Annotated in this window: 20 protein-coding genes; 11 read left to right on the top strand and 9 right to left on the bottom strand. The window is 42.4% G+C overall.

Features of this window, described 5'->3' with window-relative positions:
• Positions 1-473: 473 nt before the first annotated feature.
• From A4S05_RS20380 to A4S05_RS20355, 5 genes are all read left to right on the top strand, one after another.
• Entirely contained in the window at positions 474-1,613 is a 1,140-nt protein-coding gene (locus A4S05_RS20380) for a sulfate ABC transporter substrate-binding protein (RefSeq protein WP_069071622.1), read from the top strand.
• A 240-nt stretch (positions 1,614-1,853) separates the two neighbouring features.
• Positions 1,854-2,714 (top strand): sulfate ABC transporter permease subunit CysT, encoded by an 861-nt coding sequence (gene cysT, locus A4S05_RS20375; RefSeq protein WP_069071621.1) that lies wholly within the window; start codon positions 1,854-1,856, stop codon positions 2,712-2,714.
• Positions 2,701-3,576, top strand: coding sequence for a sulfate ABC transporter permease subunit CysW (cysW, locus tag A4S05_RS20370; protein ID WP_069071620.1), 876 nt, complete (start codon positions 2,701-2,703; stop codon positions 3,574-3,576). Before cysT ends, cysW begins: the two co-directional genes overlap by 14 nt.
• Before the next feature lie 149 nt (positions 3,577-3,725).
• On the top strand, positions 3,726-3,992 hold the full coding sequence (locus A4S05_RS20365; RefSeq protein WP_069071619.1) for an NIL domain-containing protein: 267 nt from the start codon (positions 3,726-3,728) through the stop codon (positions 3,990-3,992).
• 324 nt (positions 3,993-4,316) lie between these two features.
• Positions 4,317-4,514: an NIL domain-containing protein gene (locus tag A4S05_RS20355; RefSeq protein WP_069071617.1), complete on the top strand. Its 198-nt coding sequence runs from the start codon at positions 4,317-4,319 to the stop codon at positions 4,512-4,514.
• 27 nt (positions 4,515-4,541) lie between these two features.
• On the opposite strand, the gene A4S05_RS20350 is transcribed toward A4S05_RS20355, so the two are convergent.
• Complete coding sequence (locus A4S05_RS20350; protein WP_069071616.1) at positions 4,542-5,132, bottom strand: Crp/Fnr family transcriptional regulator; 591 nt, start codon at positions 5,130-5,132, stop codon at positions 4,542-4,544.
• A gap of 355 nt (positions 5,133-5,487) precedes the next feature.
• On the opposite strand from A4S05_RS20350, the gene ldpA reads away from it, so the two are divergent.
• The 3 genes from ldpA (at position 5,488) to A4S05_RS20335 (ending at position 9,441) form a co-directional block, all read left to right on the top strand.
• Positions 5,488-6,648: a circadian clock protein LdpA gene (ldpA, locus tag A4S05_RS20345; protein ID WP_069071615.1), complete on the top strand. Its 1,161-nt coding sequence runs from the start codon at positions 5,488-5,490 to the stop codon at positions 6,646-6,648.
• A gap of 73 nt (positions 6,649-6,721) precedes the next feature.
• On the top strand, positions 6,722-8,455 hold the full coding sequence (locus A4S05_RS20340; RefSeq protein ID WP_069071614.1) for a R3H domain-containing nucleic acid-binding protein: 1,734 nt from the start codon (positions 6,722-6,724) through the stop codon (positions 8,453-8,455).
• A 353-nt stretch (positions 8,456-8,808) separates the two neighbouring features.
• On the top strand, positions 8,809-9,441 hold the full coding sequence (locus tag A4S05_RS20335; protein ID WP_069071613.1) for a Uma2 family endonuclease: 633 nt from the start codon (positions 8,809-8,811) through the stop codon (positions 9,439-9,441).
• Positions 9,442-9,567: 126 nt separating this feature from the next.
• Here the strand turns inward: A4S05_RS20335 and A4S05_RS20330 are convergent, their stop codons facing one another.
• The gene (locus A4S05_RS20330) at positions 9,568-10,440 is read right to left on the bottom strand and encodes a D-alanyl-D-alanine carboxypeptidase family protein (protein ID WP_069071612.1); all 873 of its coding nucleotides are present in this window, start codon (positions 10,438-10,440) and stop codon (positions 9,568-9,570) included.
• 401 nt (positions 10,441-10,841) lie between these two features.
• Here A4S05_RS20330 and mnmG point away from each other — a divergent pair, with 401 nt between their 5' ends.
• Genes mnmG through A4S05_RS20320 form a run of 3 tightly spaced genes read left to right on the top strand, consistent with a single transcriptional unit; the run spans position 10,842 to position 14,340 of the window.
• Positions 10,842-12,764, top strand: a complete 1,923-nt coding sequence (mnmG, locus tag A4S05_RS20325; RefSeq protein ID WP_069071627.1) for a tRNA uridine-5-carboxymethylaminomethyl(34) synthesis enzyme MnmG — start codon at positions 10,842-10,844, stop codon at positions 12,762-12,764.
• 47 nt (positions 12,765-12,811) lie between these two features.
• Positions 12,812-13,000, top strand: a complete 189-nt coding sequence (locus tag A4S05_RS40445) for a hypothetical protein (RefSeq protein WP_141699765.1) — start codon at positions 12,812-12,814, stop codon at positions 12,998-13,000.
• The gene (locus A4S05_RS20320; RefSeq protein ID WP_069071611.1) at positions 12,994-14,340 is read left to right on the top strand and encodes a hypothetical protein; all 1,347 of its coding nucleotides are present in this window, start codon (positions 12,994-12,996) and stop codon (positions 14,338-14,340) included. Before A4S05_RS40445 ends, A4S05_RS20320 begins: the two co-directional genes overlap by 7 nt.
• 49 nt (positions 14,341-14,389) lie before the next feature.
• Here the strand turns inward: A4S05_RS20320 and A4S05_RS20315 are convergent, their stop codons facing one another.
• From A4S05_RS20315 to A4S05_RS20285, 7 genes are all read right to left on the bottom strand, one after another.
• The gene (locus A4S05_RS20315; RefSeq protein WP_069071610.1) at positions 14,390-15,958 is read right to left on the bottom strand and encodes a glucosaminidase domain-containing protein; all 1,569 of its coding nucleotides are present in this window, start codon (positions 15,956-15,958) and stop codon (positions 14,390-14,392) included.
• Between the two features lie 825 nt (positions 15,959-16,783).
• A complete protein-coding gene (locus A4S05_RS20310; RefSeq protein WP_069071609.1) occupies positions 16,784-17,548 on the bottom strand; it encodes an N-acetylmuramoyl-L-alanine amidase in 765 nt (254 codons plus the stop codon).
• Between the two features lie 573 nt (positions 17,549-18,121).
• Complete coding sequence (locus A4S05_RS20305; RefSeq protein ID WP_256091052.1) at positions 18,122-18,742, bottom strand: hypothetical protein; 621 nt, start codon at positions 18,740-18,742, stop codon at positions 18,122-18,124.
• Between the two features lie 27 nt (positions 18,743-18,769).
• Positions 18,770-20,134: a tRNA (N6-isopentenyl adenosine(37)-C2)-methylthiotransferase MiaB gene (miaB, locus tag A4S05_RS20300; RefSeq protein WP_069071607.1), complete on the bottom strand. Its 1,365-nt coding sequence runs from the start codon at positions 20,132-20,134 to the stop codon at positions 18,770-18,772.
• A 125-nt stretch (positions 20,135-20,259) separates the two neighbouring features.
• Positions 20,260-20,826: a retropepsin-like aspartic protease family protein gene (locus tag A4S05_RS20295; RefSeq protein ID WP_069071606.1), complete on the bottom strand. Its 567-nt coding sequence runs from the start codon at positions 20,824-20,826 to the stop codon at positions 20,260-20,262.
• A 784-nt stretch (positions 20,827-21,610) separates the two neighbouring features.
• On the bottom strand, positions 21,611-22,384 hold the full coding sequence (locus A4S05_RS20290; RefSeq protein ID WP_069071605.1) for a nucleoside phosphorylase: 774 nt from the start codon (positions 22,382-22,384) through the stop codon (positions 21,611-21,613).
• A gap of 149 nt (positions 22,385-22,533) precedes the next feature.
• Positions 22,534-24,456 carry a right-handed parallel beta-helix repeat-containing protein gene (locus tag A4S05_RS20285; protein WP_069071604.1) on the bottom strand — a complete coding sequence of 641 codons (1,923 nt, stop codon included), beginning with the start codon at positions 24,454-24,456 and terminating at the stop codon, positions 22,534-22,536.
• Between the last annotated feature and the right edge of the window lie 721 nt (positions 24,457-25,177).

Raw genomic sequence — 25,177 nt, 5'->3', positions numbered from 1 at the left:
CACCAGACTGAGAAATGCTATAGGTATTATTCTGAGTATTACTATGTTTGTTGGTGGAATCGTCGGATCGCGAGTTGCTCTCAGACTCAGCAACATTTGGTTACGGCGTATATTTCTCACTACAGTAATCATCCTTGCACTAAAGACATTACTTGATTTTGTAGCACTGCGTTGAGCGAAGCTGATTTCTACGACGGGCTACACCTACGCTACAACAAACAAACTGTCCTCAAAAACTAGCCATTACCTAGCAAGTTGCTTGATACACTAAGTAGCTGATTGTGATGACAACTTGATAGTTGAAAATAAAAGCATTTGTAATTCCTCACATAACTGGTAGAATCACCATATTCTTGATAAAGAATCTGAGGTTTTTTGATATTTGCGACTGGATACATGAAATCATCCAGTATTATAAACAGTATATAACTGTATTCCCATCGATTATTTGTAGATTTAGTGGAGGAAATGGAATGAGTTTGTGGCAACGCCAACTGAAAAGATTAGAAGCGATAGCTGAACACTTAACGTATCGGTTCAGACTAAATTCGCTCAAAGGCTTTGTATCACTCTTTTTGGTAGGAACCTTATTGAGTGTGGCACTTGCCGCCTGCTCTGGTGAAACTGGGAATAATTCTTCTACAGAAGCCCCTGCTGCTAGTCCTGTGGCTGCAAGTAAGCAAAATGTTGAAATAACCCTAGTTTCTTTTGCTGTCACCAAAGCCGCTCACGAAGCTATTATTCCTAAGTTTGTAGAACAGTGGAAGAAAGATCATAACCAAACTGTCACCTTCAAACAAAGCTATGGTGGTTCTGGTTCTCAAACTCGCGCCGTTATCGATGGTTTGGAAGCAGATGTTGTCCACTTAGCACTAGCTGGAGACACTTCAAAGATTGAGAAAGCTGGATTAATTCAGCCAGGATGGGAGAAAGAAGTTCCCAACAATGGCATTGTCTCCAAATCAGTTGCAGCATTAGTGACTCGTTCAGGCAATCCTAAAGGCATCAAGAACTGGCCAGATTTAGCCAAAGATGGTGTGAAATTGATTACTGCTAATCCCAAAACATCAGGCGTTGCTAAATGGAATTTCTTAGCACTATGGGATTCTGTGATTAAAACAGGTGGCGATGAGGCTAAAGCTACTGAATTTGTGACTAAAGTTTACAAAAATGTGCCAATCTTGCCTAAAGATGCGCGGGAAGCTACAGATACATTCGCCAAGCAAGGACAGGGAGATGTCTTAATTAACTACGAAAACGAAGTTATTTTGGCACAGCAAAAGGGCGAAAAGGTTGAGTATGTCGTTCCCGATGTGAACATATCCATTGACAATCCGATCGCTGTGGTAGATACAAACGTTGATAAGCATGGCAACCGCGAAGTTGCCGAAGGATTTGTCAAATTCCTCTACACTCCAGAAGCACAGCAAGAGTTTGTCAAATTGGGATTCCGACCGGTAGATGAGACTTTAGCTCAAACTAAAGAAGTCACTGATAAATTTCCCAAGGTGAAAACTTTGGGTACTGTTGCAGACTTGGGCGGTTGGGAAGCAATTGATAACAAGTTCTTCGCAGATGGAGGCGTGTTTGACAAGATTCAAGCCCAAAAATAAACGGTAACTAAATAATTCGTAATTCGTAATTTGTAATTCTTAATGGCTCTCTTTAGGAGACGCTACGCGAATGGCGAGAAGCAAGCTATGTAATTCGTAGAGAGTGTGTAAGTCCTATAGGAATTACGAATTAACAATTACGAATACTGACCGAAACAGACTCATAATACAGAGCAAGTAAATTTATTTATGAGTATTGTGAATTTTGAATTTTGAATTTTGAATTCGGAGCGAAGCGACGTGACGACTGTATCTCCTGCTGTGGAAATTGAACGCAAAACACCGTTTTGGAAGAAATTCGGGCGAGTTCCTTGGACTTGGCGAATCACCATTGGATACCTGACGGTGATGTTGTTTATCCCCATAATTGCCATGTTCCTGAAAGCAGGTACAGAACCTCCATCTAGATTTTGGGCGATCGCAACCAGTGATATCGCATTAGCGACATATAACGTAACTTTTGTTACAGCCCTATTTGCGGCTTTCCTGAATGGCATTTTTGGAACTCTGATTGCCTGGGTTCTGGTTCGCTACGACTTTCCCTTAAAGCGTTTGATTGACGCCACAGTGGATTTACCATTTGCACTACCAACTTCGGTAGCAGGGCTAACCCTGGCAACAGTTTACAGCGATAATGGCTGGATAGGTTCGCTACTAGCACCACTGGGAATTAAAGTAGCTTTTACCCGCACGGGAGTAGCGGTGGCAATGATATTTATCTCACTACCTTTTATTGTGAGAACTGTGCAACCCGTACTTCAAGAAATGGAACAGGAAATTGAAGAAGCCGCTTGGTGTCTGGGTGCTTCTCAATGGCAGACCTTTTGGAAAGTGATTTTGCCACCTTTATTTCCGACGATTTTGACTGGTGTTGCCTTGGGTTTCTCTCGTGCAGTTGGAGAGTATGGGTCAACTGTGATTATCTCTTCCAATACGCCCTATCAAGACTTGATCGCACCTGTACTGATTTTCCAACGCTTAGAGCAGTATGACTATTCTGGTGCAACAGTAATTGGCATAGTTTTACTATCAATTTCGTTGGTACTGCTATTGGCAATTAATTTCTTACAAGCATGGGCAAGGCGATATGACACTAGATAAGCCAAGTTTTCACTCATCTACATCTGATACAAATACAGCCAAGCCGCAAGAACAGAAGAGTTGGGTTCCACTAGTTTTAATTGGGATAGCGATCGCCTATTTAGCCCTAGTTCAATACATCCCTGCAATCAACGTTTTTGTCCAAGCCTTCAGCAAAGGAGTTGGGCCATTTCTATCCAACCTAACGCGACCTGCTTTTCTCCATGCAGCTTGGCTAACGCTATTGTTGGCTGTGATTTCTCTGCCTTTGAATACTGTGTTTGGGCTATGTGCAGCTTGGGCGATCGCTCGTCACAAATTTCCTGGACGCGCCATAGTATTGAGCATTATTGACTTGCCCTTTTCGATTTCGCCTGTAGTTGCAGGATTGATGATTGTGCTTCTTTATGGACGCAATGGGTGGTTTGGCCCTTGGCTTCAGGCACTTGATATCAAGATTATCTTTGCATTTCCAGGTATGGTGTTGGCTACAGCTTTTGTGAGTATGCCCTTTGTGGCGCGGGAAGTAATTCCTGTTTTAGAAGAATTTGGCAAGGATCAAGAAGAAGCTGCTAGAACTTTAGGTGCGAAAGATTGGCAGATATTTTGGCGCGTCACCCTGCCTAGTATCCGCTGGGGTTTACTCTACGGTTTAATTTTGACCAATGCCAGAGCAATGGGTGAATTCGGAGCAGTTTCAGTGGTATCTGGCAACATTGCTGACCAAACCCAAAGCTTACCATTGTTTGTAGAAGATGCTTACAAACAATATGAAACTGAAGCTGCTTTCTCTGCGGCTGTACTGTTAGCGTTGCTAGCAGTCGTAACCCTAGTGCTGAAAGAGATTCTAGAACGGAAAACCCGCATTAAAGATGTTGAATAGAAAAATCAAGCGATTATAGTTATCCTTTGAATAGGATACAAGCAAATCATGGGATAAGGTGCAATCTACCTAGTACCTATTAGGAAATTACCATTAGGGTTAAGGGTAGTTCTGTACCAATCCCGATCAGGGATGAGAATAACTCAGATATGGCTACTGACAATACACTTACCAATAAACGGATTCGACTAAGAATTCCTAAGGATTATCACCAGGAACCAGTTATTTCTCGCCTGGTGTCTGACTATGGGCTGACTGTGAATATCACGGCAGCAATTTTGGGAGCCAATGCTGTCGGTGATGGTTGGTTTGACCTTGAACTACAAGGAACAGACGCACAAATTGAGAGCGGGTTAACCTATCTCCATGATTTAGAATTGGAAGTCTGGGATGACACTAAAGCAACTGATTGGTAAAGGCTAGGACTAGCCCTTTCAAGGTGATGAAATTTGGAAAGAAGATTGGTGATTTCAACCTTCAAAAAGCTCAAAATCTGAGCGGAGAATTCAAGATGCTAGCACTGAAACAACGTATCTTCGTTGGTCACCTTGAAAGGGCTAAGGCTAGGACTTACGCATTGACAAGAAATACCAAATATGTGTCAGGTGAAAACCCAAATCTTTCCTAGGGGTTTAGCATTCTAAACCCCTACAGCATCGTCTATTTACGGGTACGGTATCAACAAGATTCTCTGCCAAACCAAAAAATTGCGTAGGCGCAGCTCACCGTAGGCAGAACTATTGACCGAGTTAGTTTCTCGTTATGGACTAATAGTTAATATTACCAGTGCTATACTTCAACCCGATACCGAAGATGACGGCTGGTTTGACTTAGATTTGTGGGGGAGAACAAAGCAACTATACTCTAGCCTGAGTTATTTAGAAAAACTGGGGCTACCGATTTGGCTAGATTTGTCTAGCGTTTATAGTGATCGCTAAGGTAAGAATTCAGAATGCTGAAATAATCTAAATTTCGTAGTACCAAATTTCTTCTTCTCGCAACACAATTCGATGCAGGGAGAGACGATTAATCAAGCCCTCTTGTTCAAACTGACCAAGAACACGAGTGATGGTAACACGAGTTGAACCGAGCATTTCTGCCAAGTCTTCATGAGTCAGACGCATATCTATTAAACGTCCCTTCTCAACTTCCGAGCCAAACTTTTTGGATAACCATGCCAACAATTTGATGAGCATAGTATCCACTTTTTTATGGCTACGAATGATCATCAATTCTTGAGCCTGTTGAATATGGGCAAGTAGAGTTTCTGTTAGTTCAGTCCACTCTTCTAAAGGTAAAACTGTTGCCTCCACTTTAGTTAGGCATTCCATCTGATAAGGTTCTATTTTTGACAAAGTTCTGCCAACGACATCTCCAGGGCCCCACAAGCCCAGAGCGACAGTCGTACCATCTTCCAGATAGGTAAAAGTTCGGACAAAACCCGTTTCAATCTTCCAAAGTCCGTTTTGATGCTCTGGTAAAAATGACCTACGGGCAAAAAAATGCTTAGTATTATTACTGGTGGAGCTAGATAAGCTTGTGTACAAAGACACCATATTATATAAAAAACTACTTTCCGATAAACTAACCGTAGTATTACATTTATATCAGGTTTTAAGAACCTATGGATATTTTAAAGAGGGGAGTGAGGCAGAAATAACTAATTCCAAATGCCCCATGCCCGAATGGCACTAAGATAAGCCCAAAGTTTTGTATTGCCTCGTTGCCTCGTTCCCAGCCTGGAGGCTAGGAACCAGTTAGGACATGGGCTATATCTTAACTTAGTGTCATTCGCCCAATTCCTAATGCCCCAAAGGGGGCCCCGATTTCCCCAATCCCTGAATTAGGAAATCCGGACTTTTTCTTGATCACAGACTACTTTTTTTAGTCGCATAAACGCATAATAGAAGTGTGACTGATCTGTTCGCCCCTTTACAATCTCTCAAACAAGGTGACTGGTTCAAGCTGATCTGCGGAGCCAGCTTCCAGCATTTGCCGGCAGTCAGAAATTTAACGTTAGCCTATACTTTGGCGGGCGCTGACTGCATAGATGTTGCAGCTGATCCAGCGGTGATTGCAGCAGCGCAAGCAGGGCTACAAGTAGCTAAGACCCTGGCTATGGATGCCCAAAAGCGAGGCTTTGGCAAAAGAGGCAACTCACCCTTTTTGATGGTTAGCCTGAACGATGGAGAAGACCCCCATTTTCGGAAAGCAGAATTTAATCCTAGTGAATGTCCTACAGACTGCCCTAGACCCTGTGAACGGATTTGCCCTGCACAAGCAATTGTGTTTAACAGTAGAAAAGAAGACTTTTCGGGAGTAGTATCCGAAAAGTGCTATGGCTGCGGTCGTTGCATACCAATTTGTCCATACGATATGATCTATACATCATTGTATGTGTCAACGCCGGCAGCGATCGCGCCGTTGGTAATGTCAACGGGAGTAGATGCCGTAGAAATCCATACAAAAGTTGGGCGGTTGGCAGAATTTGAGCAATTATGGCAAGCAATTTCACCGTGGGCCGATCAACTAAAGTTACTAGCCATCAGCTGTCCCGATGGCGAGGGGATGACTGACTACCTGAGAGCGCTGTATGACCTGATTGCCCCACTAAAGGGTGCTTTAATTTGGCAGACCGACGGTCGTCCTATGAGTGGTGATATTGGCGATGGCACTACAATAGCCGCGGTGAAATTAGGGCAAAAAGTTTTGGCAGCAAAGTTACCGGGATATGTGCAGTTAGCAGGCGGCACAAATAGCTATACCGTTGCTAAGTTAAAGGCAATGGGACTACTCAGCGATTTGAGATTGCCGATTTTAGATTTTGGATTAGAAGACACCAATCCCCAATCTAAAATCCAAAATCCAAAATCCAAAATTTCTGGGGTCGCCTACGGTAGCTACGCCCGCGTACTGCTGTCACCAATTCTCGAACAGTTAGAGAATAAGGAGGTAAGTAACACTAATGTGAAGGCGACTGTTCGCCTAGAAGAAGATGACATATTACTTTGGCAAGCTGTAGAACTTGCCCATTCTCTCGTTTCCCAGATCAAGTCACAGCAGGAGCTTTAATCGCTCGTTCGGAAAATGCCCAGGGCGGGTTCTCCTGCACGCAAATGTCCTCGCTATCTCTCGCATAGAAAGCATGACGATTACAGACGATCTCCAAAAGTTATTAGACATTTTGCCCCAAGACCTGCGACAAGTACTAGAGAGTCATCCCAAACGAGATATTTTAGTAGAAGTGGTCTTGGATTTGGGTCGTCGCCCAGAGGCTCGCTTTCCCAATCAAGCTGAGTATCTGAGCGAAGTACCTGTTACTCAAGAACAGATAGATGATTGCATTCAACGAGTCGGAATCTTTGGCGGAGATAATCGGGCAGGAATTGAGCAAACTTTGCATCGGATCAGCGCCATCCGCAATCGCACGGGTAAGATTATTGGCTTGACCTGTCGCGTTGGTCGGGCGGTATTCGGAACCATTGGCATGATCCGCGATTTGGTAGAAACAGGTAAATCGATTCTCATGCTGGGGCGTCCAGGCGTAGGCAAAACTACCGCCTTACGGGAAATTGCCCGTGTTTTAGCAGATGATCTGCATAAGCGAGTGGTAATTATTGACACCTCCAACGAAATTGCTGGGGATGGTGATGTTGCTCACCCCGCTATTGGTCGCGCTCGGCGGATGCAAGTGGCTCATCCAGATCAACAGCATCAGGTGATGATTGAGGCAGTGGAGAACCACATGCCAGAAGTTATCGTCATTGATGAAATTGGCACAGAACTGGAAGCTTTAGCGGCTCGTACCATTGCGGAACGGGGTGTACAGTTGGTAGGTACTGCCCACGGGAATCAGATCGAAAATCTGATTAAAAACCCCACCTTGGCTGATTTAGTTGGAGGTATCCAAGCTGTGACACTGGGAGACGACGAAGCCAGACGCCGGGGCAGTCAAAAGACTGTTTTGGAGCGGAAAGCCCCTCCTACCTTTGAAATTGCTGTGGAAATGTTGGAACGCCAACGCTGGACAGTACACGAAAGTGTTGCTGACACCGTAGATAATCTATTGCGGGGGCGTCAGCCTAGCCCACAAACGAGAACCGTTGATGACCACGGCAAAGTCGCGGTCACAAGGCAGTTAGCTGTTGTTAACGGTCGCGGTGGACAGCTAGGGACAGTGGAGGATTCTTTCCCACCGGCGCGGGCGTCTAATGGCTGGCGTTCATCTGGACAAATGGTAGCACTGCCGCAATTGCCTGTAGAGCGGGTAACTGGACGCAGTGAGTTTGACCGTTTGCTGGATGAATCCTTCAATTATTCTGAAAGCATTGATTTGGATGCTGCTACTAGACAACCAGGGCCCAATGGTGAAGATTTGCCATTGCACGTTTACCCTTATGGCGTTAGCCGCCACCAACTGGAACAGGTAATTAGTGTGCTAACTTTGCCCGTGGTATTGACAAAAGATATAGATAGTGCTGATGCAATTTTAGCACTGCGATCGCACGTCAAAAACCACGCAAAATTACGCCAAATGGCTAAAGCGCGTCATGTACCCATCCACGTAATTAAGTCCAGCACCATTCCCCAAATCACCCGTGGTTTGCGGCGCTTATTGAACATCGATGACCCAGAAATGGCCGATGACCGAGAACTGCAACTATTTTTGCATAACGGTAGCGATGATGAGATGGATGCTTTAGAAGAAGCTAGACTTGCTGTTGAGCAAATTGTGATTCCGAAAGGACAGCCAGTCGAGTTATTACCGCGTTCTCCCCAAGTCCGCAAAATGCAACATGAGTTGGTAGAACATTATCGCCTCAAGTCGCATAGTTTTGGCGAAGAACCAAATAGAAGATTGCGGATTTATCCGGCGTAATCTCACCCCCAGCCCCTCTCCATTTTGGAGAGGGGAGTATAGAAAATCAAGGGTGTGGTTTTGAATGTAGACATCTCCAGAAATTAAATATGCATTATCCAGAAGCCTTGTAAAGAAGTATTAGCAATACTACGTCTTTACACTCTTTTTCACCAAATTTTACCTCAATATCCTCATGGAAGAACATGTGGAAAGGTGGTGAGAGTTTAAAAATATTCATCAATCATTATTGATAAAATAGATTAGGATAAATGTCTATTTTGTTTAGCTGTCAGTTGTAAGTTTGAGGCTTGATATCCGATTTTTACTGGTTACTGAATACTGTTTATTACTTACTGATTCTGCGAGGAGTTATGCTGCTAACTGAAAATCGCGCTGATCGAGTAGTTCTCTACAATATCAGTTGGCAACAATTTGAAAATTTATTACTCGATTTAGGTGAAACCCGTGCAGCTAAGGTAGCTTATGATGATGGCACATTAGAGATTATGACACCATTACCAGAACATGAATATTACAAAGAAATAATTGGTGACATCATCAAAGATACGGCTGAAGTTTTAGAACTAGATTATGAGTGTTATGGCTCTAGTACCTGGAAACGAGAGCTAAAAAAGGCAGGAATAGAAGCCGATAATTGTTTTTATTTCCAAAATGAAGCACTAATTCGAGGTAAGCTCAAGTTTAATTTAAATCAAGATCCTCCTCCCGATTTGGCTTTAGAGATTGATATTACTAGTAAATCTTTAGATCGCTTTCCTATTTATGCACGGTTAGGTGTGCCTGAAATCTGGTGTTATGATTCTGGGGAAATCAAAATTTATCAGTTACAAGGTGAAGAATATCTTCAAAGAGAGATAAGTCTAGTGTTTCCTAACCTGAACATCCACGAGATTCCTTTACTAATTGAAAGATATCGCATGGCAGGAAGACGAGTTTTCCGAGAAGCAATTAGGGAATGGGTAAGGGGACAGGTTGTTAAATAGGATACTTTCAAGATGTAAATTAATCAGGAAGTTTTGCTCCTAGTTAGCAGCTTTATTTTGCATAGCTAAATCTCTGAAAATATATATTCTAGGTTAGTATTCTCAATTTTTCATGTTATCTAAAAATTATAATGGCGTAATCCAATAAGTAATCCCACGGACAACTTGTTTGTTAAAACCAAACATAGGTAAATTCTCTTCAGATAAACCTACATAAGTCCAATGTGGAATATCATTTTCTACAGTTTGAAACCAACCATTTTGATTAAGAGCTTTTCTTTGTTCTTTACTACCTACGCGTAAATCAATTGCTAATCCCCAGAGATGTTGTGAAGTTCCAGGAGGTGCAACTAAACCGAGAATTTTTGTTTCTTTTCCCGCTTTCACTTTTGCCAAAACTTGATTGTTGGCATATTTATACCAAAATCTTAAGTTCGTGTTGAAAGTGCGAGTACAATCACCAGAACCATAACCAGATTTTAGCGGAATTCTTTGTAGCGATCGCGCTTTATTTAAAGCCTCAGCCGCAGACTTTTGTAAGTAACAGTCTCTAGTGCCATCGACATGACCCATTGTTAAAGTAGCTTGAAAATCTTGGGTTTCTTGTTCATTGGCAAAAACATGTTTTGGTGGCAGTTTCATTCCCATATCTTGATTTACAAAAACTGCACCATAGGCTCGTAGCAAAATATATTCATAAGTACCAGGCTGGGGAATTGTGGTTAAATTTCTAGCGATCGCAGATAAAAAACGCTGTTGATGATTTAATTTTGGGTTGGGAATAAATGGTTCTGATATTGTCTCTTTAGAGGTATCTGTACAAGTTAATGAATCATTGCTCAAGCATCCGTTTAATGGTTGGGCAGTTATAGCAACTTTGTGATGGGTAATCTCATTGCTAGCTACTAATATAAAAATTATCAAGATAACTATACTAATGAAACTTATCTTTCTAACAATTCTATTAAGTGATTTTTTCTTTTTGAAGGTGAGTTTCATTTTTAAATAATTGCTTAGTTGATTTAAGTAAAATTAATTAATTTGTTGAAAATATTTACTATTACTGAGTTAGATAATAAAGAATAGAAATATAAATAAATCACTAATACTTGCTTAAAATTATGTACAACTTATACAAAATATCTCATGCATACTAATAATCAATTATTTTCTTTTGATTGCTAACCATGTGAACAATAGCTTTAAGCAGCAACCCGGAAAATTGCCATAAAATTTAAAAAATATAATCTTTTTTACTTAATACTCAAGTTTAAAAATAGAAACTTGTCTTTGAGTGAGTACTAGTAAATTTGATAACTTTTTTATTAGAAAGATACATCCATGAAATCACTGGAACAGTTAAAATTGAAAAGAACTCTAAGCTTGCCGATCCTGTAAGTATGACCATGCACAATTCCGTTGAATTTCAAGACGCTTTTGATGTCATAGTCGTCGGTGCAGGTCACTCCGGTTGCGAAGCGGCTCTCGCCTCTGCACGCCTCGGTTGTCGTACCCTGCTATTGACGCTCAACTTGGATAAAATTGCTTGGCAACCTTGTAATCCAGCAGTGGGTGGCCCGGCTAAATCCCAATTGACTCATGAGGTAGATGCACTTGGCGGAGAAATTGGTAAAGTAGCAGACCGCACCTACCTGCAAAAACGTATCCTCAACTCTTCACGAGGGCCTGCTGTTTGGGCATTACGCGCCCAGACGGACAAGCGCGAATATGCAGCGGTGATGAAAAATATTGTTGAGAACCAAGAAAACTTGACAATTCGCGAAAGTATGGCAACAGATTTGGTGCTGGGTGCTAACGGTGAAGTCATCGGCGTTGAAACTTATTTTGGTGTAGGGTTCCAATGTAAAGCAGTCATCTTGACAACTGGCACCTTCCTGGGAGGCAAAATTTGGGTTGGTAACAAATCAATGCCAGCTGGGCGAGCTGGAGAATTTGCGGCTGAAGGCTTGACACAAACCCTAAATCGCCTGGGATTTGAAACCGGCAGACTCAAAACTGGAACTCCAGCACGGGTAGACAAGCGATCGGTGGATTATAGTAAAATGCTCATCCAGCCAGGGGATGAAGATGTGCGCTGGTTCAGTTTTGACCCAGAGGCGTGGGTAGAACGGGAACAGATGCCTTGCTACATTACCCGCACAACCGCCGAAACCCATCGCTTAATTCAGGATAATTTACACCTGTCGCCAGTTTATGGCGGTTGGGTGGAAGCTAAAGGGCCACGCTATTGTCCCAGTATTGAAGATAAAATTGTGCGCTTTGCTGATAAGGAAAGCCATCAAATCTTTATTGAACCAGAAGGAAGGGATATACCCGAACTTTATATCCAAGGGTTTTCCACAGGATTACCAGAAAATTTGCAACTACAAATGTTGCGGACTCTCCCCGGTTTGGAAAAATGTGTGATGCTGCGTCCGGCGTATGCTGTGGAATATGACTATTTACCAGCAACTCAGTGTTACCCCACACTGATGACTAAGAAGATTGCTGGACTGTTTTGTGCTGGGCAGATTAACGGCACTACAGGTTATGAAGAAGCCGCAGCCCAAGGGCTGGTGGCAGGAATTAACGCAGCTCGGTTTGTTCGCTCTCAAGAGATGATTGTCTTTGCCCGCGAGCAAAGTTACATTGGGACGCTACTTGATGACCTGTGTACAAAAGACCTGCGGGAACCTTACCGGATGCTTACCAGTAGGTCTGAGTATCGGTTGATATTGCGTTCTGACAATGCCGACCAACGTTTAACACCCTTGGGAAGAGAAATTGGTTTAATTGACGATCGCCGTTGGGATATATTTACCGAAAAACAGGGTAATATCACCACAGAAAAACAAAGATTGCAAACTACACGAGTTAAAGAACATGATGAAATTGGAATAGCGATCGCATCTAATACCCAACAATTAATTAAAGGTTCAATTACCCTCAACGACTTGCTGCGCCGTCCGGGATTCCATTACGTTGACCTCGACAGGTTCGGATTGGGAAACCCCAACCTCAACCGCGCCGAGAAAGAAGGTGCAGAAATTGACATCAAGTATTCTGGTTATCTCGCTAGGCAACAAAATCAAATTGACCAAATTGCCCGCCAAGCGCACCGCCAGTTACCTGCGGATTTGGATTACACAACAATTGATACTCTTTCTAAAGAGGCACGGGAAAAACTGACTCACGTAAAACCACTCACTCTTGGTCAAGCTGCACGTATAGGTGGTGTAAACCCAGCGGATATTAATGCCTTATTATTATATCTAGAATTGCGTAGAAGCAAGAGCCAGTCAGAGTTTCCAGCTTTAGCCTAACACCAAGCTCATAAAGACTGAGTATAGTAGTAAGCGGGGGGATTGGTATGATAGATGACATAAACATTAGTACTGCCATCATCAAGAATCCCCAGATGAAAGTTGACTTTAATACCAACACTCGATCAACTCGTCTCAATAGGACGAGAATTGGATGTTTCATTAATAATCATAATTTCCAGGCAGTAGGGGCGGCGTTTCCCCGTCCTAGCAACAACCCAGAACGTCTATGTTAAAAGAAGCCAGCACCCGTCTCATAGTACCGGAACCATCAGAAGACTTAATCGCCAACGAGCCTTGGTCGATAGAAAACTATGCTGATGGCTTAATGGATGAACTCTTTGCCGATATCGACTACATTCTGGATGTTAGTGATAATCTGCCCTCTCAAACTGTTAGGCACACTAAGCAGAATAAATCGAGCCAGTCTTTTGCTAGGGTTTCTTCCCAATCGTCTACAGAATACGTGCCTCAGCAAACAGTTACGATACCGCAGATTATAGCCAACACACTGAACCAGCCAACACAGTCAGTTGCTCAAGATAATCATAAGCACTTGAGTACTGTTGTGTTTGACAGCGGCACTATTAAATCAGTTAGTAGAAAACGTCAGAAAACTAGTCCTGCTTTGGGCAAACTGCTGATTGTCGGAACAACTTTAGGCGTGGCGATCGCTAGTATGATCTACCTGGTACAGTCTGGAGTCGTATATCTTTTAAATAGCAAATTGCCTGAGTCAGCGCTTTTAGTGCAGCAACCGCAGTCGCAGTTGCCCGTCAAAACAGAAATTGAGGCAGAGTTAGTTGACTATATGCTGGGAGCGCTGGCAGTTATAGATAAGCAAGGAGCCAAAAGCAATCAAAAATCTGTCAGTCCGGGATTCTCCACTCAGGTAAATACTAACCAAATAGCTCTTGGTAACGGGCAAGCATCTGGTAATCTACCACCACTTCCACTTCTAGCTAACAATACACCACCAGCCCCTAACCGTTCTGGAAACGTTGTTGAGCGCATCTACGTTCCCGTTTATCAAGCGCCGTCGCCAATGCGCTATGCCCTCCCAGCGATTCCTGGGACTCCTAAACTTTTACCACAAGTTGCCAGTGCGTTACAGGCTTCTCAACCTAATGTGGTGAAAAATGCCCTGAATACAGTGCGACAAGCTAGCAAGCCTGTAAACGTTAATATGCTAGCTGCTGCTGTACGAGCCGAACTCAAACCTGTGGCTGGGAAAACTGCACCCATTACCGTGCGGCAAACACCCAAGCCTCTACCTGCATTACCAGTAGTTCCATTGCGTGCAGCCCTCGCCCCAGAGTCAGAACCAACTATTACCCAGGAACAAGTATATCCGCCAACTGCGATCGCCCAGGCTCCCACTAATACCTTAGAAGGATTGCTAGAGTTGGGCAATAAATCCGCCGCTTTGTTTAAAATCGATGGCGTGACTCGCCGCATCAATATGGGTGAAAGTATCGGCTCAAGCGGTTGGACATTAGTAGATGTCAGTAATGGCGAAGCTGTCATCCGGCGTAATGGCGAAGTGCGATCGATTTACGCAGGGCAGAAGTTATAAAAGTTGTTCTGTCAGCAAATCTTCCACACACCAAACACCGGACTCTCTATTAGCTTCTGACTGGTGGGTTAATTTCAAAGTGAATATGATGATCGTGACCAATCATCTGGGTACAAAGCCCCTCTTGAATTAGCTTTTTATCGTTGAAGAAAACTGCCCCCGCCTTTACCAACTTTTGCTTACGAATAGACTTGAGAATAGCTCGCGTAGCATCTTGATCATATTCAGAACTCGACCAAAAAATGCCGCCAAAAGCTCCATTCTTTTTGGGTAAGTAAACATCGCACATCATGCCAGTTTCATGCCCTTGATGGTCAGGAGTATCGCCTCCATAAGGCAGGCTAACATCATTAATTGTGAACGGAGCAGCTTTGGGATGAGTATTGCGATAACTATTTTGATAGTCTTGGGCAATTTCTTTGACCACATCAGCTAACCAGTGTGTTCCAAAATCGTGGTTATCTTGGGTGTCTTCTAGTTCACCGTTCACGAAACCATTATTAGGGTCGCTTTTTGGCATCAGCTCCCACCGTGGTGCGTTAGCTGCTTGCAACCATCGATGAGTTATGCCTCCAACATCAACTCGACCATCACCTTTAAGAGTACTGCGACCAGCAATAATTGATTGAAATAATTTGATTGCGTCAAATAGTCCTCTGTCTCTATCTGCATTGTTAGGATCACCTACCCATTTGTAGCCTAGCTCATACAATCGTGCCTTAATAGCCTTAACATCATCATCTTTATTGACTCCGCCAATTCCTACACTACCATCGAGTTTAATTACTTTCGCTCCTGGTAAGCTGGATGCTGTAGGTTGTTGAGTGTTCTCATCGTCCTTGTGATCGAAAGGAAAGATAGCTTTAATTTTAATCTCTAGAGTTTGATCCTCAACAGCAATTATCATCGTGCGATCGCCTTCTTGTTTAAAGACTAAATCAAATTGCCATTTGCCATCCTGACTAATTGCTACACTTGGGGCTGGAAATCTGTTATCGATCATCACCGATAAAATTTTGCCTTTGTCAGCTAAACGAGCTATACCTTCAACCCGGAAACTTTGTCCTACTTCCACTTCTTGAGGGGCACGAATTAGCTGTAGTTTTTCTACCGTGGCAATCACAACCACACCTGCATTAGCCAATAAACTCTGCGCTTCTGGAAGCAGATTTACAACTTTATTAACATAGTTAGGATCAGCTGAATAGCCTTTACCCTTGAGAAAACCAAGGAAATTTTCTGGTGTATTGGTGTAATCTTCTAAACCTTTATAGGGAGTGCGGGTTAAAAACTTCCAATAACCAACAATAAAGGCATCAATATCTTGAAACTTACAAAATTCCACTTCTTCTAGCTCAGAAGGAACTTTGATTTTTAACGGTTCGGCAAAACCTTTCATGTCAGGATCTCGCCATTTTAATCCGGCAAAATTGTTAGCGTTGACAGCAAGATCACTTTGACCTCTAGAAGACTCTAGTAACCATTGAGCCAGAGTAACTTCTTTGAGAATTTGCCGATTGATATCGGTAACTTTGGCACTTTCAATCCCAACTTGTGTAAATACTGTTGCTAAATCTTTATTAAAATAGGTTTTGATTAAGTCATCTAGTAATGACATAGCTTTGTCCCCTTAAAAAGTATTTGCAAATCCCGACTTCTCTAAGAAAATATTTTAGAATTCCTCTTGTCAGTGTCAAAAATTCTAGATCCCCCTAAATTCCCCGATAAATTGGGGGAATTTAATTCCAGTTCCCCCCTCTTTTTAAGGGTGGTTAGGGGGGGATCTAAAAATGCCTAAATTCACAGCGTAACACTTTTCAAACATCCTCTAAGCTCGACTTTATCCAAAATTAAAAACTTGGTTCTCTTGATACGGCAAAACCCTAGTTTTTTGGCAAAAACTTTTTCCATGTCACTGATTATCGGTGAAATCGAAAAAGTAAAATTACTGTCCTACAAAGCTTTCAGCCTAAGATTGAGCGTTGCCAAAAAATGGATAAAGTCGAGCTAAGAGTCAGGGATCTGTTCCAATACTTGTCGGGTTTTGGGGAAAAGGGTAAGGGGTAAGGGGAAATAAAAAACCTTTACCCTTTAACCTTTTCCCAAAATCCAATTCCGAGTTCAAAATGCTTATCCAAGAAGTATTGGGATCTGTTCTAGGTGTTAACGAATGATCTATAGGACTCATATTTGATTTCTGAAAAACTCAGTACAACTAATACCAATTTAATGTGAAGTTGCACATATCTTGATCCCCCTAAATCCCCCTTAAAAAGGGGGACTTTGAATTCCCCCCTTTTTAAGGGGGGCTAGGGGGGATCGAATTCTATGCAGCTTCATAAAGAATTGGTATAAGAAGCCTTCTTTTCTGTTGCCTGTTGCCTATTGCCTGTCTACGCAAATTCGTTCAGAAATCAAAGCGGATTCCTATAGATATAATTAGTTAATCTTTTTCGATCACTTTACTATATCCAGAAAAAACAAAATGTTCATCTCTGTTTCCTTTACTTTTATCAGGCCACTTAACCCAATAATGGTTTTCTTCAAAACGGACATCTAAAATTGGGTAACTTCCTGGTTCAATATCAAATACAGAATCTTTTGGCAGTTCTGATGCCTGTTCCGTAGAAGGTTTTAAAACAGTTTTTGTTGTGATTTCCAAAACGTATTTTTTATCAGATTTGAGTTCATCATCATCTGATTCACCAATTAATCCATCTTTAATTGCCTCTGCCATTTTTTCAGCATCAAAGCGATCCATATCTACTTTGGCATCACAAAAGCAACATTCAATTAAAATAGCTGGCATTTGTGTATTCTTCAGAACAAAAAAACCTGCATTTTTAACCTTTCTATTATTAAATCCAAGTTTAAGAATCTCTTTTAAAACTGATTGAGCTATACCTTGTGATGTATTACTAGTAGCGAAAATTTCTGTACCATTGACTTTAGTGTTGAATTTATTAAAGTGAATCGAAACAAAGACGTTAACGTTATTATCATTCGCTTTATTGACTCGCTTTCTAAGAGAATCATTTACACTACTAGCGCTTGTAGGAGTGCAATCAACAACGGTATGACCTGCTGCTTTGAGTTTTTGAATCAGTAATGTCCCAACTGCTTTAGTTAAAGCATCTTCTTGTTTGATGCCTGTTGCTCCTGTATCGTGAGGAGGGCAATTATGTCCGATGTCAATACCAAATTTCATCTGGTTGATTTCCTTTTTTGAGCTTGAGAGGTATAAATGATTTCACTACACTGTATTAACCCAGATGCGATCGCACTGTCAGCCCCTACCTATCTTACTGGTATACAATAACGAAGTTGAAAGCTGGAAACTTACCATAATCGTTAAGGGATAAACGCAAATATACTGCTTAGACAGTCAGGGCTGTGAGTGATAACACGTGAGTACAGGACTTACGCAAAACAATAGCCGAAAAGCAGGGTATTACCCCAAAGCGCGTATAGTTTTGCGTAAGTCCTACAGTATGTACTGTAAAGAAGTCTAAATATATAAACAAGTTTGACCAGATAGATTCCTGATGAGAGGGGAGAAATCTTTCCTTGATTAATAAAAGATAATATTTGGTTGAAGAAGAATTCAGGAGTCAGAATTCAGAAGTCAGAATGGGCTAAACGCCCCGCTACCGCTAACAGGAGTCAGAATGAAGACGCTCGAATACTCGCTAACGCTGCGCTATCCACTAGTCGCACAAAATTCATGTCTGTTTTCTGGCTCCTGACTCCTGAATTCTGTTTCGGTAAAAAATGCGATCGCTTAATAAATGCTTCGCCAAGCTTTCACCGTTTCTTTGCCAATTTCGCTGTCAACAGTTTGGCCTCCTTCCAAGACTAGTCTGATGTCTAAGTTCTCATCTGGAGCATTTTTTAAAGCAGTGGCTAATTCTTGACTGACAGCAAACGTGCCGGTTGACCCGTCTAATTGAAAAACTTTTTCCCTGACCTTGAGCAAAAGTTTATCGACTTTTTTAGTAGTGGCAAACCTAAGATAGTCAGGTCTGGGATATACATGACCTGCGGTGTAAAAAGAAGAACTGGCTTGACCAGAATTTACTGTTACCAGTACTCGAATGCTCGAAGGAGTCCACAAACTAATAACTTGCTTTGAACCCTCACTGTATAAATAGCCACCTAGTGAGTTGCGGTCGAAAACCCCAAGAAACTCTCCTTCAAAAGGGTCAACGATTCTCACGGGTTTTGACCAAGGCACATTCATATCGGGGGACAGTCCTGCTGATTTGACTACTGGCAAATCGCTTGATGCTTGAACAAGGTTAGCTACTTTTTGAACAGTGAAAGCAGTACAAAGTTCCGGGGAAAGTACAGCCAAGCTAGCCCCAAAAAGCAGAACTGAAATCGTTTGCGGTAACTTCATCATAAGTCAGGAGTAATCCTCAACTAGTTCTTACTGCAAAACAGTTTGCCTCACTTCAACCGGTTCACCCGTCAAGCTAAAAGGGCGAACTTCGGTAATTTTTACCTTTACCAACTGCCCTTTGAGTTCTTGGATATTGCCATTAAAAAAGGTCAAACGATTACCGCCAGTGCGTCCCATCACCTGAGTTTGATCTTTAGGATTTTGGTCTTCTACTAAAACTTCTTCAATGCGTCCAAAGTAACGTTGCGATCGCTCTGCTACTTTCAAGTTTCCCAGATGATTGAGCCTTTGCAAGCGATCGCTTTTAATTTCTTCACTCAGTTGATTGTCCCACAACGCAGCTGGTGTCCCTGGACGCGGCGAATATGCTGCTGTATTCAACATATCAAAGCCAATATCTTCTACCAGTTTCAGGGTATTTTCAAACTGTGCTTCTGTTTCCCCAGGAAAACCAACAATTACATCGGCACTAATGGAGGCATCTGGCATATATCGGCGAATGGTATCGATAATCCGACGATATTTTTCATGGGTATAACCCCGCGCCATTGCCTTTAACAGTTCATTATCCCCAGATTGAAAGGGAATATGGAAGTGTTCGCACACTTTGGGTAACTCGGCACAAGCTTGAATTAATCTCTCCGTAAAATAACGGGGGTGACTAGTAGCAAATCTTAGCCTTTCAATCCCCGGCACATCATGGACGTAATAAAGCAAATCTGTAAAATTGTTCAGATGCCGACCTTCTGGTGTGACTCCAGGTAAATCTCTGCCGTAAGCATCAATATTTTGACCGAGTAGAGTAATTTCTTTGTAACCTTGCCGTCCTAATTCTTCCATTTCAGCCCGGATAGCTGACGGCGTGCGAGATTGTTCGACACCGCGCACATTGGGAACTACGCAATAGGTGCAGCGTTCGTTACAGCCATAAATCACATTCACCCAAGCTGTCACTGTACTATCCCGTCGCGGCTGGGTGATATCTTCAATAATGTGAACTGCTTCAGTTGCTACAACTTGGTTGCCCTCAAATACCGACTCCAACAAATCTTTCAGACGGTTGGCGTGTTGTGGCCCCATTACCAAGTCTAATTCTGGCACTCGCCGCAACAGCGCTTCTCCTTCTTGCTGGGCAACACAACCAGCAACAATGAGGGTTAAATCAGGCTGCTCATGTTTGCGCTTCGCTTGTCTGCCGAGGTAGGAATATACCTTTTGTTCAGCATTATCCCGAATTGTACAGGTATTGTAGAGAATCACATCTGCATTATTCGGATCTTGGCACCACTCAAAGCCCATGTCTTCCAAAACGCCAGCCATGCGCTCTGAGTCAGCTTTATTCATCTGACAACCGAAAGTAGTAATGTGATATTGGCGTTTAGAAGTGGTCATGGGCAATTCTGCTGAATCAGCGTAATGTATTTAAGGTTTATTTCTTTTATTCTATAACGCTCTTAACCTGCTTCAGGAGTGCTGAATGCTGAATAAAAACCTCAATAAGTTGCTACCTGCAAGGATTAGCGGTAATGAAATTCGACCTCTTTCTCCAGAATCTTGATATCATATTTCCCAAAGAAATCGTGGCCTAGTAAGCCGATGCTTCCTTTTGGTGCGATCGCAACCTGAAGATTATTAGCTGTCACTCCACCAACTGCTATAGATTTTACCTTACTGGTTGGAAATTCTACTTCGCTACCATCGGCAATTTGGGCTTGCATTGAACCTGTAGCCTGTAGCTCAAGTGTATTCGCCATGCCTTGAGTGATAATGGTTCCACTAGCACCTGTATCTACAATCATTTCAAAGGTTTTTTTGTCGTTGAAGGTGACATCAATTACAGGAGTTCCACCAAAGCGGCGTTTGATTGAGACTCGAAAAACTTTGTTATCTGAAGGTGCGGCTATACTACTATTGCCACAAAGCCTTCCCAATGCGACGGTCTTGCCAGAGGAGTTTATCATGTAACACGCTCCTGGATCGTCAGCTGTTGCCCGATGAGAGAATGCTAAAAATATCAGCGTCGGCATGAGTGCGATTGCAGCTAGGTTAACGGTCGTAGTCCAACGCCTCCAAGCATTCTTCATATTATATTAGCCTCCAGCTTTTGTGATATTTTTTAATAACTAAAATCATCGTAATGGCTGCAAAACAGAGTCTTGAAATTCCAGATTTTTAAATATAAAAGCAGCTTTAATTAATTGATGCTAAACAATAATTTTAACTTTTTTTTGATTGCTATAGTTTTCTATGATATTCACGCTACTTCTGTACTTTGCTTAACCCAACCTACAATTCAAAGCCTCTCTCCTTTTAGGCTACGGTGTACACACAAGTCTGAAGTAGTTTACGAATCTGGTTTTTACCCCACCCTAACCCTCCCCTTGTAAAGGGGAGGGAACTAAATTTCCGGCTTTTCCCCCTTTCCAAGGGGGGATTGAGGGGGGTAATTTGACTTGTGTGTATACCTTAGCCTTTTATGAGAGAGGTTTGGAGAGAGGTCAAAATGCATTGCATACAAACGATAACTGCCATAAAAGAAGCTTTTTATATATGTGTTTCATCAGATAAAATTGCATCTCTACTCAATACATTCTACCTAGAATTACTGATTATAAATTAAAGATTGGGTAAAGACATGATAAAACTACTTAGAGGATGTTTGAAAAGTAATTGTCTGTGATTTTAGGCACTTGTTGATCCCCCCTAACCCCCCTTAAAAAGGGGGGAACCGGAATTAAAGTCCCCCTTTTTAAGGGGGATTTAGGGGGATCTAAAACTTTTGATACCGAGAAGAGGACTTTTCAAACATACTCTTAGAGGATATTAAATCTGGCATAATAAAAAGTCATATCAGAAAAATTTGTTAGCTTACTCAAGGTTTGCTGCTGCATTTACAGCAGTTGCGATCGCATTTTTCACAGCAATATCTATTTGTTCCAAAATGATATTTTCACCATCTGTACGCGAAGCAACTACACCGCAAATAGCTGCTGCTGCAAAATTATATACTCCTGCCATTTTGAATAGTGTGCCGGATTCCATCTCGTAATTCAAGATATTCAAGCGCCGATATTCTTCTGTAATGCCATGCAGCGATCGCATTAAATTTGGATTTGCTGAATCAGTGCGTTCTTGTCCTTCGTAAAAAGTATCAACTGATGCCGTAATTCCGATGTAATGTTCAACCTCTAATTCTCGTGCAGCTTTAACTAAAGCGACCGTCAGAAAAGGATCGGCTGCGGCTGGATATTCCACAGGTGCAATATCATTCGCTGCACCTTGGCGACATAATGCTGCACTGCTAATAACAACACTACCAACTGGTATATAAGGTTGAATGGAACCGCAAGTTCCAATGCGAATAATTTGCCGGATTCCTACTTGTACCAACTCATTGACCACAATACTTAATGAAGGCGCACCCATACCACTTGTAGCTGATAAGATACTGCGACCATTCGGTAAGTATCCCACATAACTATTGAGTCCGCGATTTTCTGACAACGCGCGTACATCTTGTAAATAAGTTTGGGTAATTAGACGCGATCGCTCTGGATCGCCAGATAATAGAGCAATGCTGGGAGGCGATGAACCTAAATCATCTTGCCCAAAGCCAATGTGATAAAAGCGTTTATTTGCCATTACGCTGCGCTATCTGTTTCCTGCTGTGACCAAAGCGAACTTGGGTTTAAGACCGCTACCAAATTGAAAATTTGGGGCAGCTTATTCAGGTGGGGTTTCAATCCCCAACTGAGGTCAAACCTCCTGCCTCCTGCCTCCTTCAACGTCTCTTACCACTCCCATCGACCGATGTCAGGTGCCGAACCGGAGTAAGCAAGTCCTACATAAGTTCCTCTATCCACCACAAGACTGCGTGACGAAGCCGCCTTGTAGTAAGAGTTCCAACGTTCGCCCGTGCTTGTAAATCTTGGATCACCCTGGATGTTTGTCGCATTAACCGCGAATTGGATCTGCCAAGTTGGCTTTGCTGGGTTCGTATTTCTGCGGAGATTATTAGTGAAAGCAATATTCTTACCTCCTTGCACATCGTCTCCTTGAGAGTTCAAGAACACATTATTTTTGATCGATATCCTGTCTGCGGAGTCGAGTTGTAGACTATTCCCTAAGTTATCGAACACATTGTTGTGAATATTGATGTTGGAAGCTGAATCGGGAATGAAGATGGCAGCACTTTTCCCGAAACTAAATTGAACTTTACGAGCAACATTTGCGAAAATATTATTGTGGATGTTAATGTCGTGATTTTCTATACTTCCGCCCCATGCTTTCCCTCCCCAGATCGCAATACCGAAGCTCTTATCCTGAAAGTAGGAGTTAGATATCTCGACTCCGCTCAAGGCAACTTCGATTGACTCCTTAACACTCTGTCCGTCAATATCTTTGATTCGTACATTTCGCATCTTGAGATTACTTGGGTGTTTAGCTGTCGGCTGGTATTCATTCATTACTGAATGATTGACCATCGATAACCACGTATTACAGGTAATGTTGTAGATTTCGTTTCCATAACTCAAATTCCAAAGTTCAATGGAAGCATCCTCGCTCCACTGGGAATCAACTTCTGGAACCTGGATGTCGCAATCGTGAATTTTCACGTTACGTAGATGACCTACATGCATAAACTTTATGCCGTATCCTTTATTTTCTCGGATAGTAATGTTGTAGATGTTGGCACCATCTAGCCCTCCAAGTCTCAGGTTCCCAGTAGATCCTCCCGATACCCAATCCGCAGCGGAGTTGATAAATGTGCAATCATGTATCGTTGTGTTTTTCATCCACTTTCCATCTGGAAGCGGGACGAACCACCACATATCGCCACGAGTAAAAACTGCACCACTGTGCTGGAAATCTTTGAATGTGACATTATGCACAGTCACGTTATTACGATTTTCTACCCAGATGCCGGCTTTGATAGTTTTGCCGTTCCCATTTATGGTGAAGCCGCCTAACGTCTGATTACCGTCTGTCGCCCCAATCATCTCCGAAGGAGGGCCGTACCGAGGGCTTGAGCCGGAGTAGCTCGGCGAGACAAGCTGAATAATACTTCCATGATGCAAAAGACTCCAGTTGCTACTACCTGTGTTTACTCCTGGAGCAGGAATTGCACCGTTGGTAGTGATAGTCACCCTTGATTCACCTGCTCCCTCGATATTCACTCCCGGCGGAAGTACCGTCGCTTCCGTCTCCCTATAAACACCTGGGTTCAAATAAATCGTGTAGTTTTTATTCGGTTGAACTCGTTTTGCTGCATATGCCAACGTCCTCAATGGCTTTCCTAGCGATCCATCGCCTTTAGTGTCGCTTCCCGTGGGAGACACATAGACGTATAAGCTCGTGGTAGGTTGGGTAGCCGCGACTTTAAGATTAGTCCTTTGACCATCCTTCTCCTTAAACAAATAGAAAAGGTTGAAATTACTACTATTAGGAGGAATCTTAAAAATCAGGTCTTTATCATTTGCCCCTCCCTCGTAACTCGTACCGTAAAGGTTACTATCGCTGCTTTCTACAGATATTGCCTCTGAAGTCGAACCATCAGACTTATTACTGCTATTAAACGAATGAATAATAGTAGGTGTAATGTTATCGATCGCAGGAGTTTTTTGCGTAGTTACTAACTGGGTTGTGACTACAGCTACGAAAACTATAGTAGTTAAAGCTGCATAGGAAAGAAGGGAGCGTAGAGTCTTTATCATTACTCAAAGGAGGGAAAGACGATGGACGCAAGGGAACAGATAAATGAGGAAAGAATGACAAGAAAAAGAATAGAAGGATTTCTACTGTAAGAAGTACTGCCGCGTGGAATTCTTCCTCGTCTTTGGAAGGAGGAAGTAAAGCTAATTGGAAATTTTTATCCAGTACCTATGGATAGATAAACTGTAAAAAACCTACCATTCTATCTTTCACCTGAGTATTAAGATTTATTCGCCTAAATTTAACGTGAATTCGGGTTAAGAAGGTTAATTTAACGTTAATTAGCGAAAACAACGCAATTAAATTTGCAGATATCAAAATAAATCAACAGTAAAATCAGGGTTATCAACTGTTTGTCAGGCCCACGAAAAACCTAACCCCCTTCCCGATGCGGGAAGGGGGAAAATTCAAAGTATTTCTCCTTTTAGGCTACGGTGTACACACATCTTGGTAATGAAGCGCAAACCCTGGATTTACCCCCCTTAATCCCCCCTTGGAAAGGGGGGAAATACCCGGTTCTCCCCCAAGGCATCGGGGGAGTTAGAGGGGGTGAGATGGATTTGTGTGTACACCGTAGCCTTTTAGGAGAGAGGTTTTCCAGATAGCGTGAAAAGCCAGAACGGTTTTTCTGTATTATCAGCCTTGTCTTTTCTTTGTAGTACACATATAATACAAACTATATCACCACTTGGGTGGTGACTGTTTGTCGCTTGAACAAAAGGA

Source organism: Nostoc sp. KVJ20 (assembly GCF_001712795.1).
In the GTDB taxonomy this organism is placed as follows: Bacteria; Cyanobacteriota; Cyanobacteriia; order Cyanobacteriales; family Nostocaceae; genus Nostoc.
The sequence above is the reverse complement of the archived record's forward strand: the minus strand, read 5'-3'. Positions and strand labels throughout refer to the sequence as shown.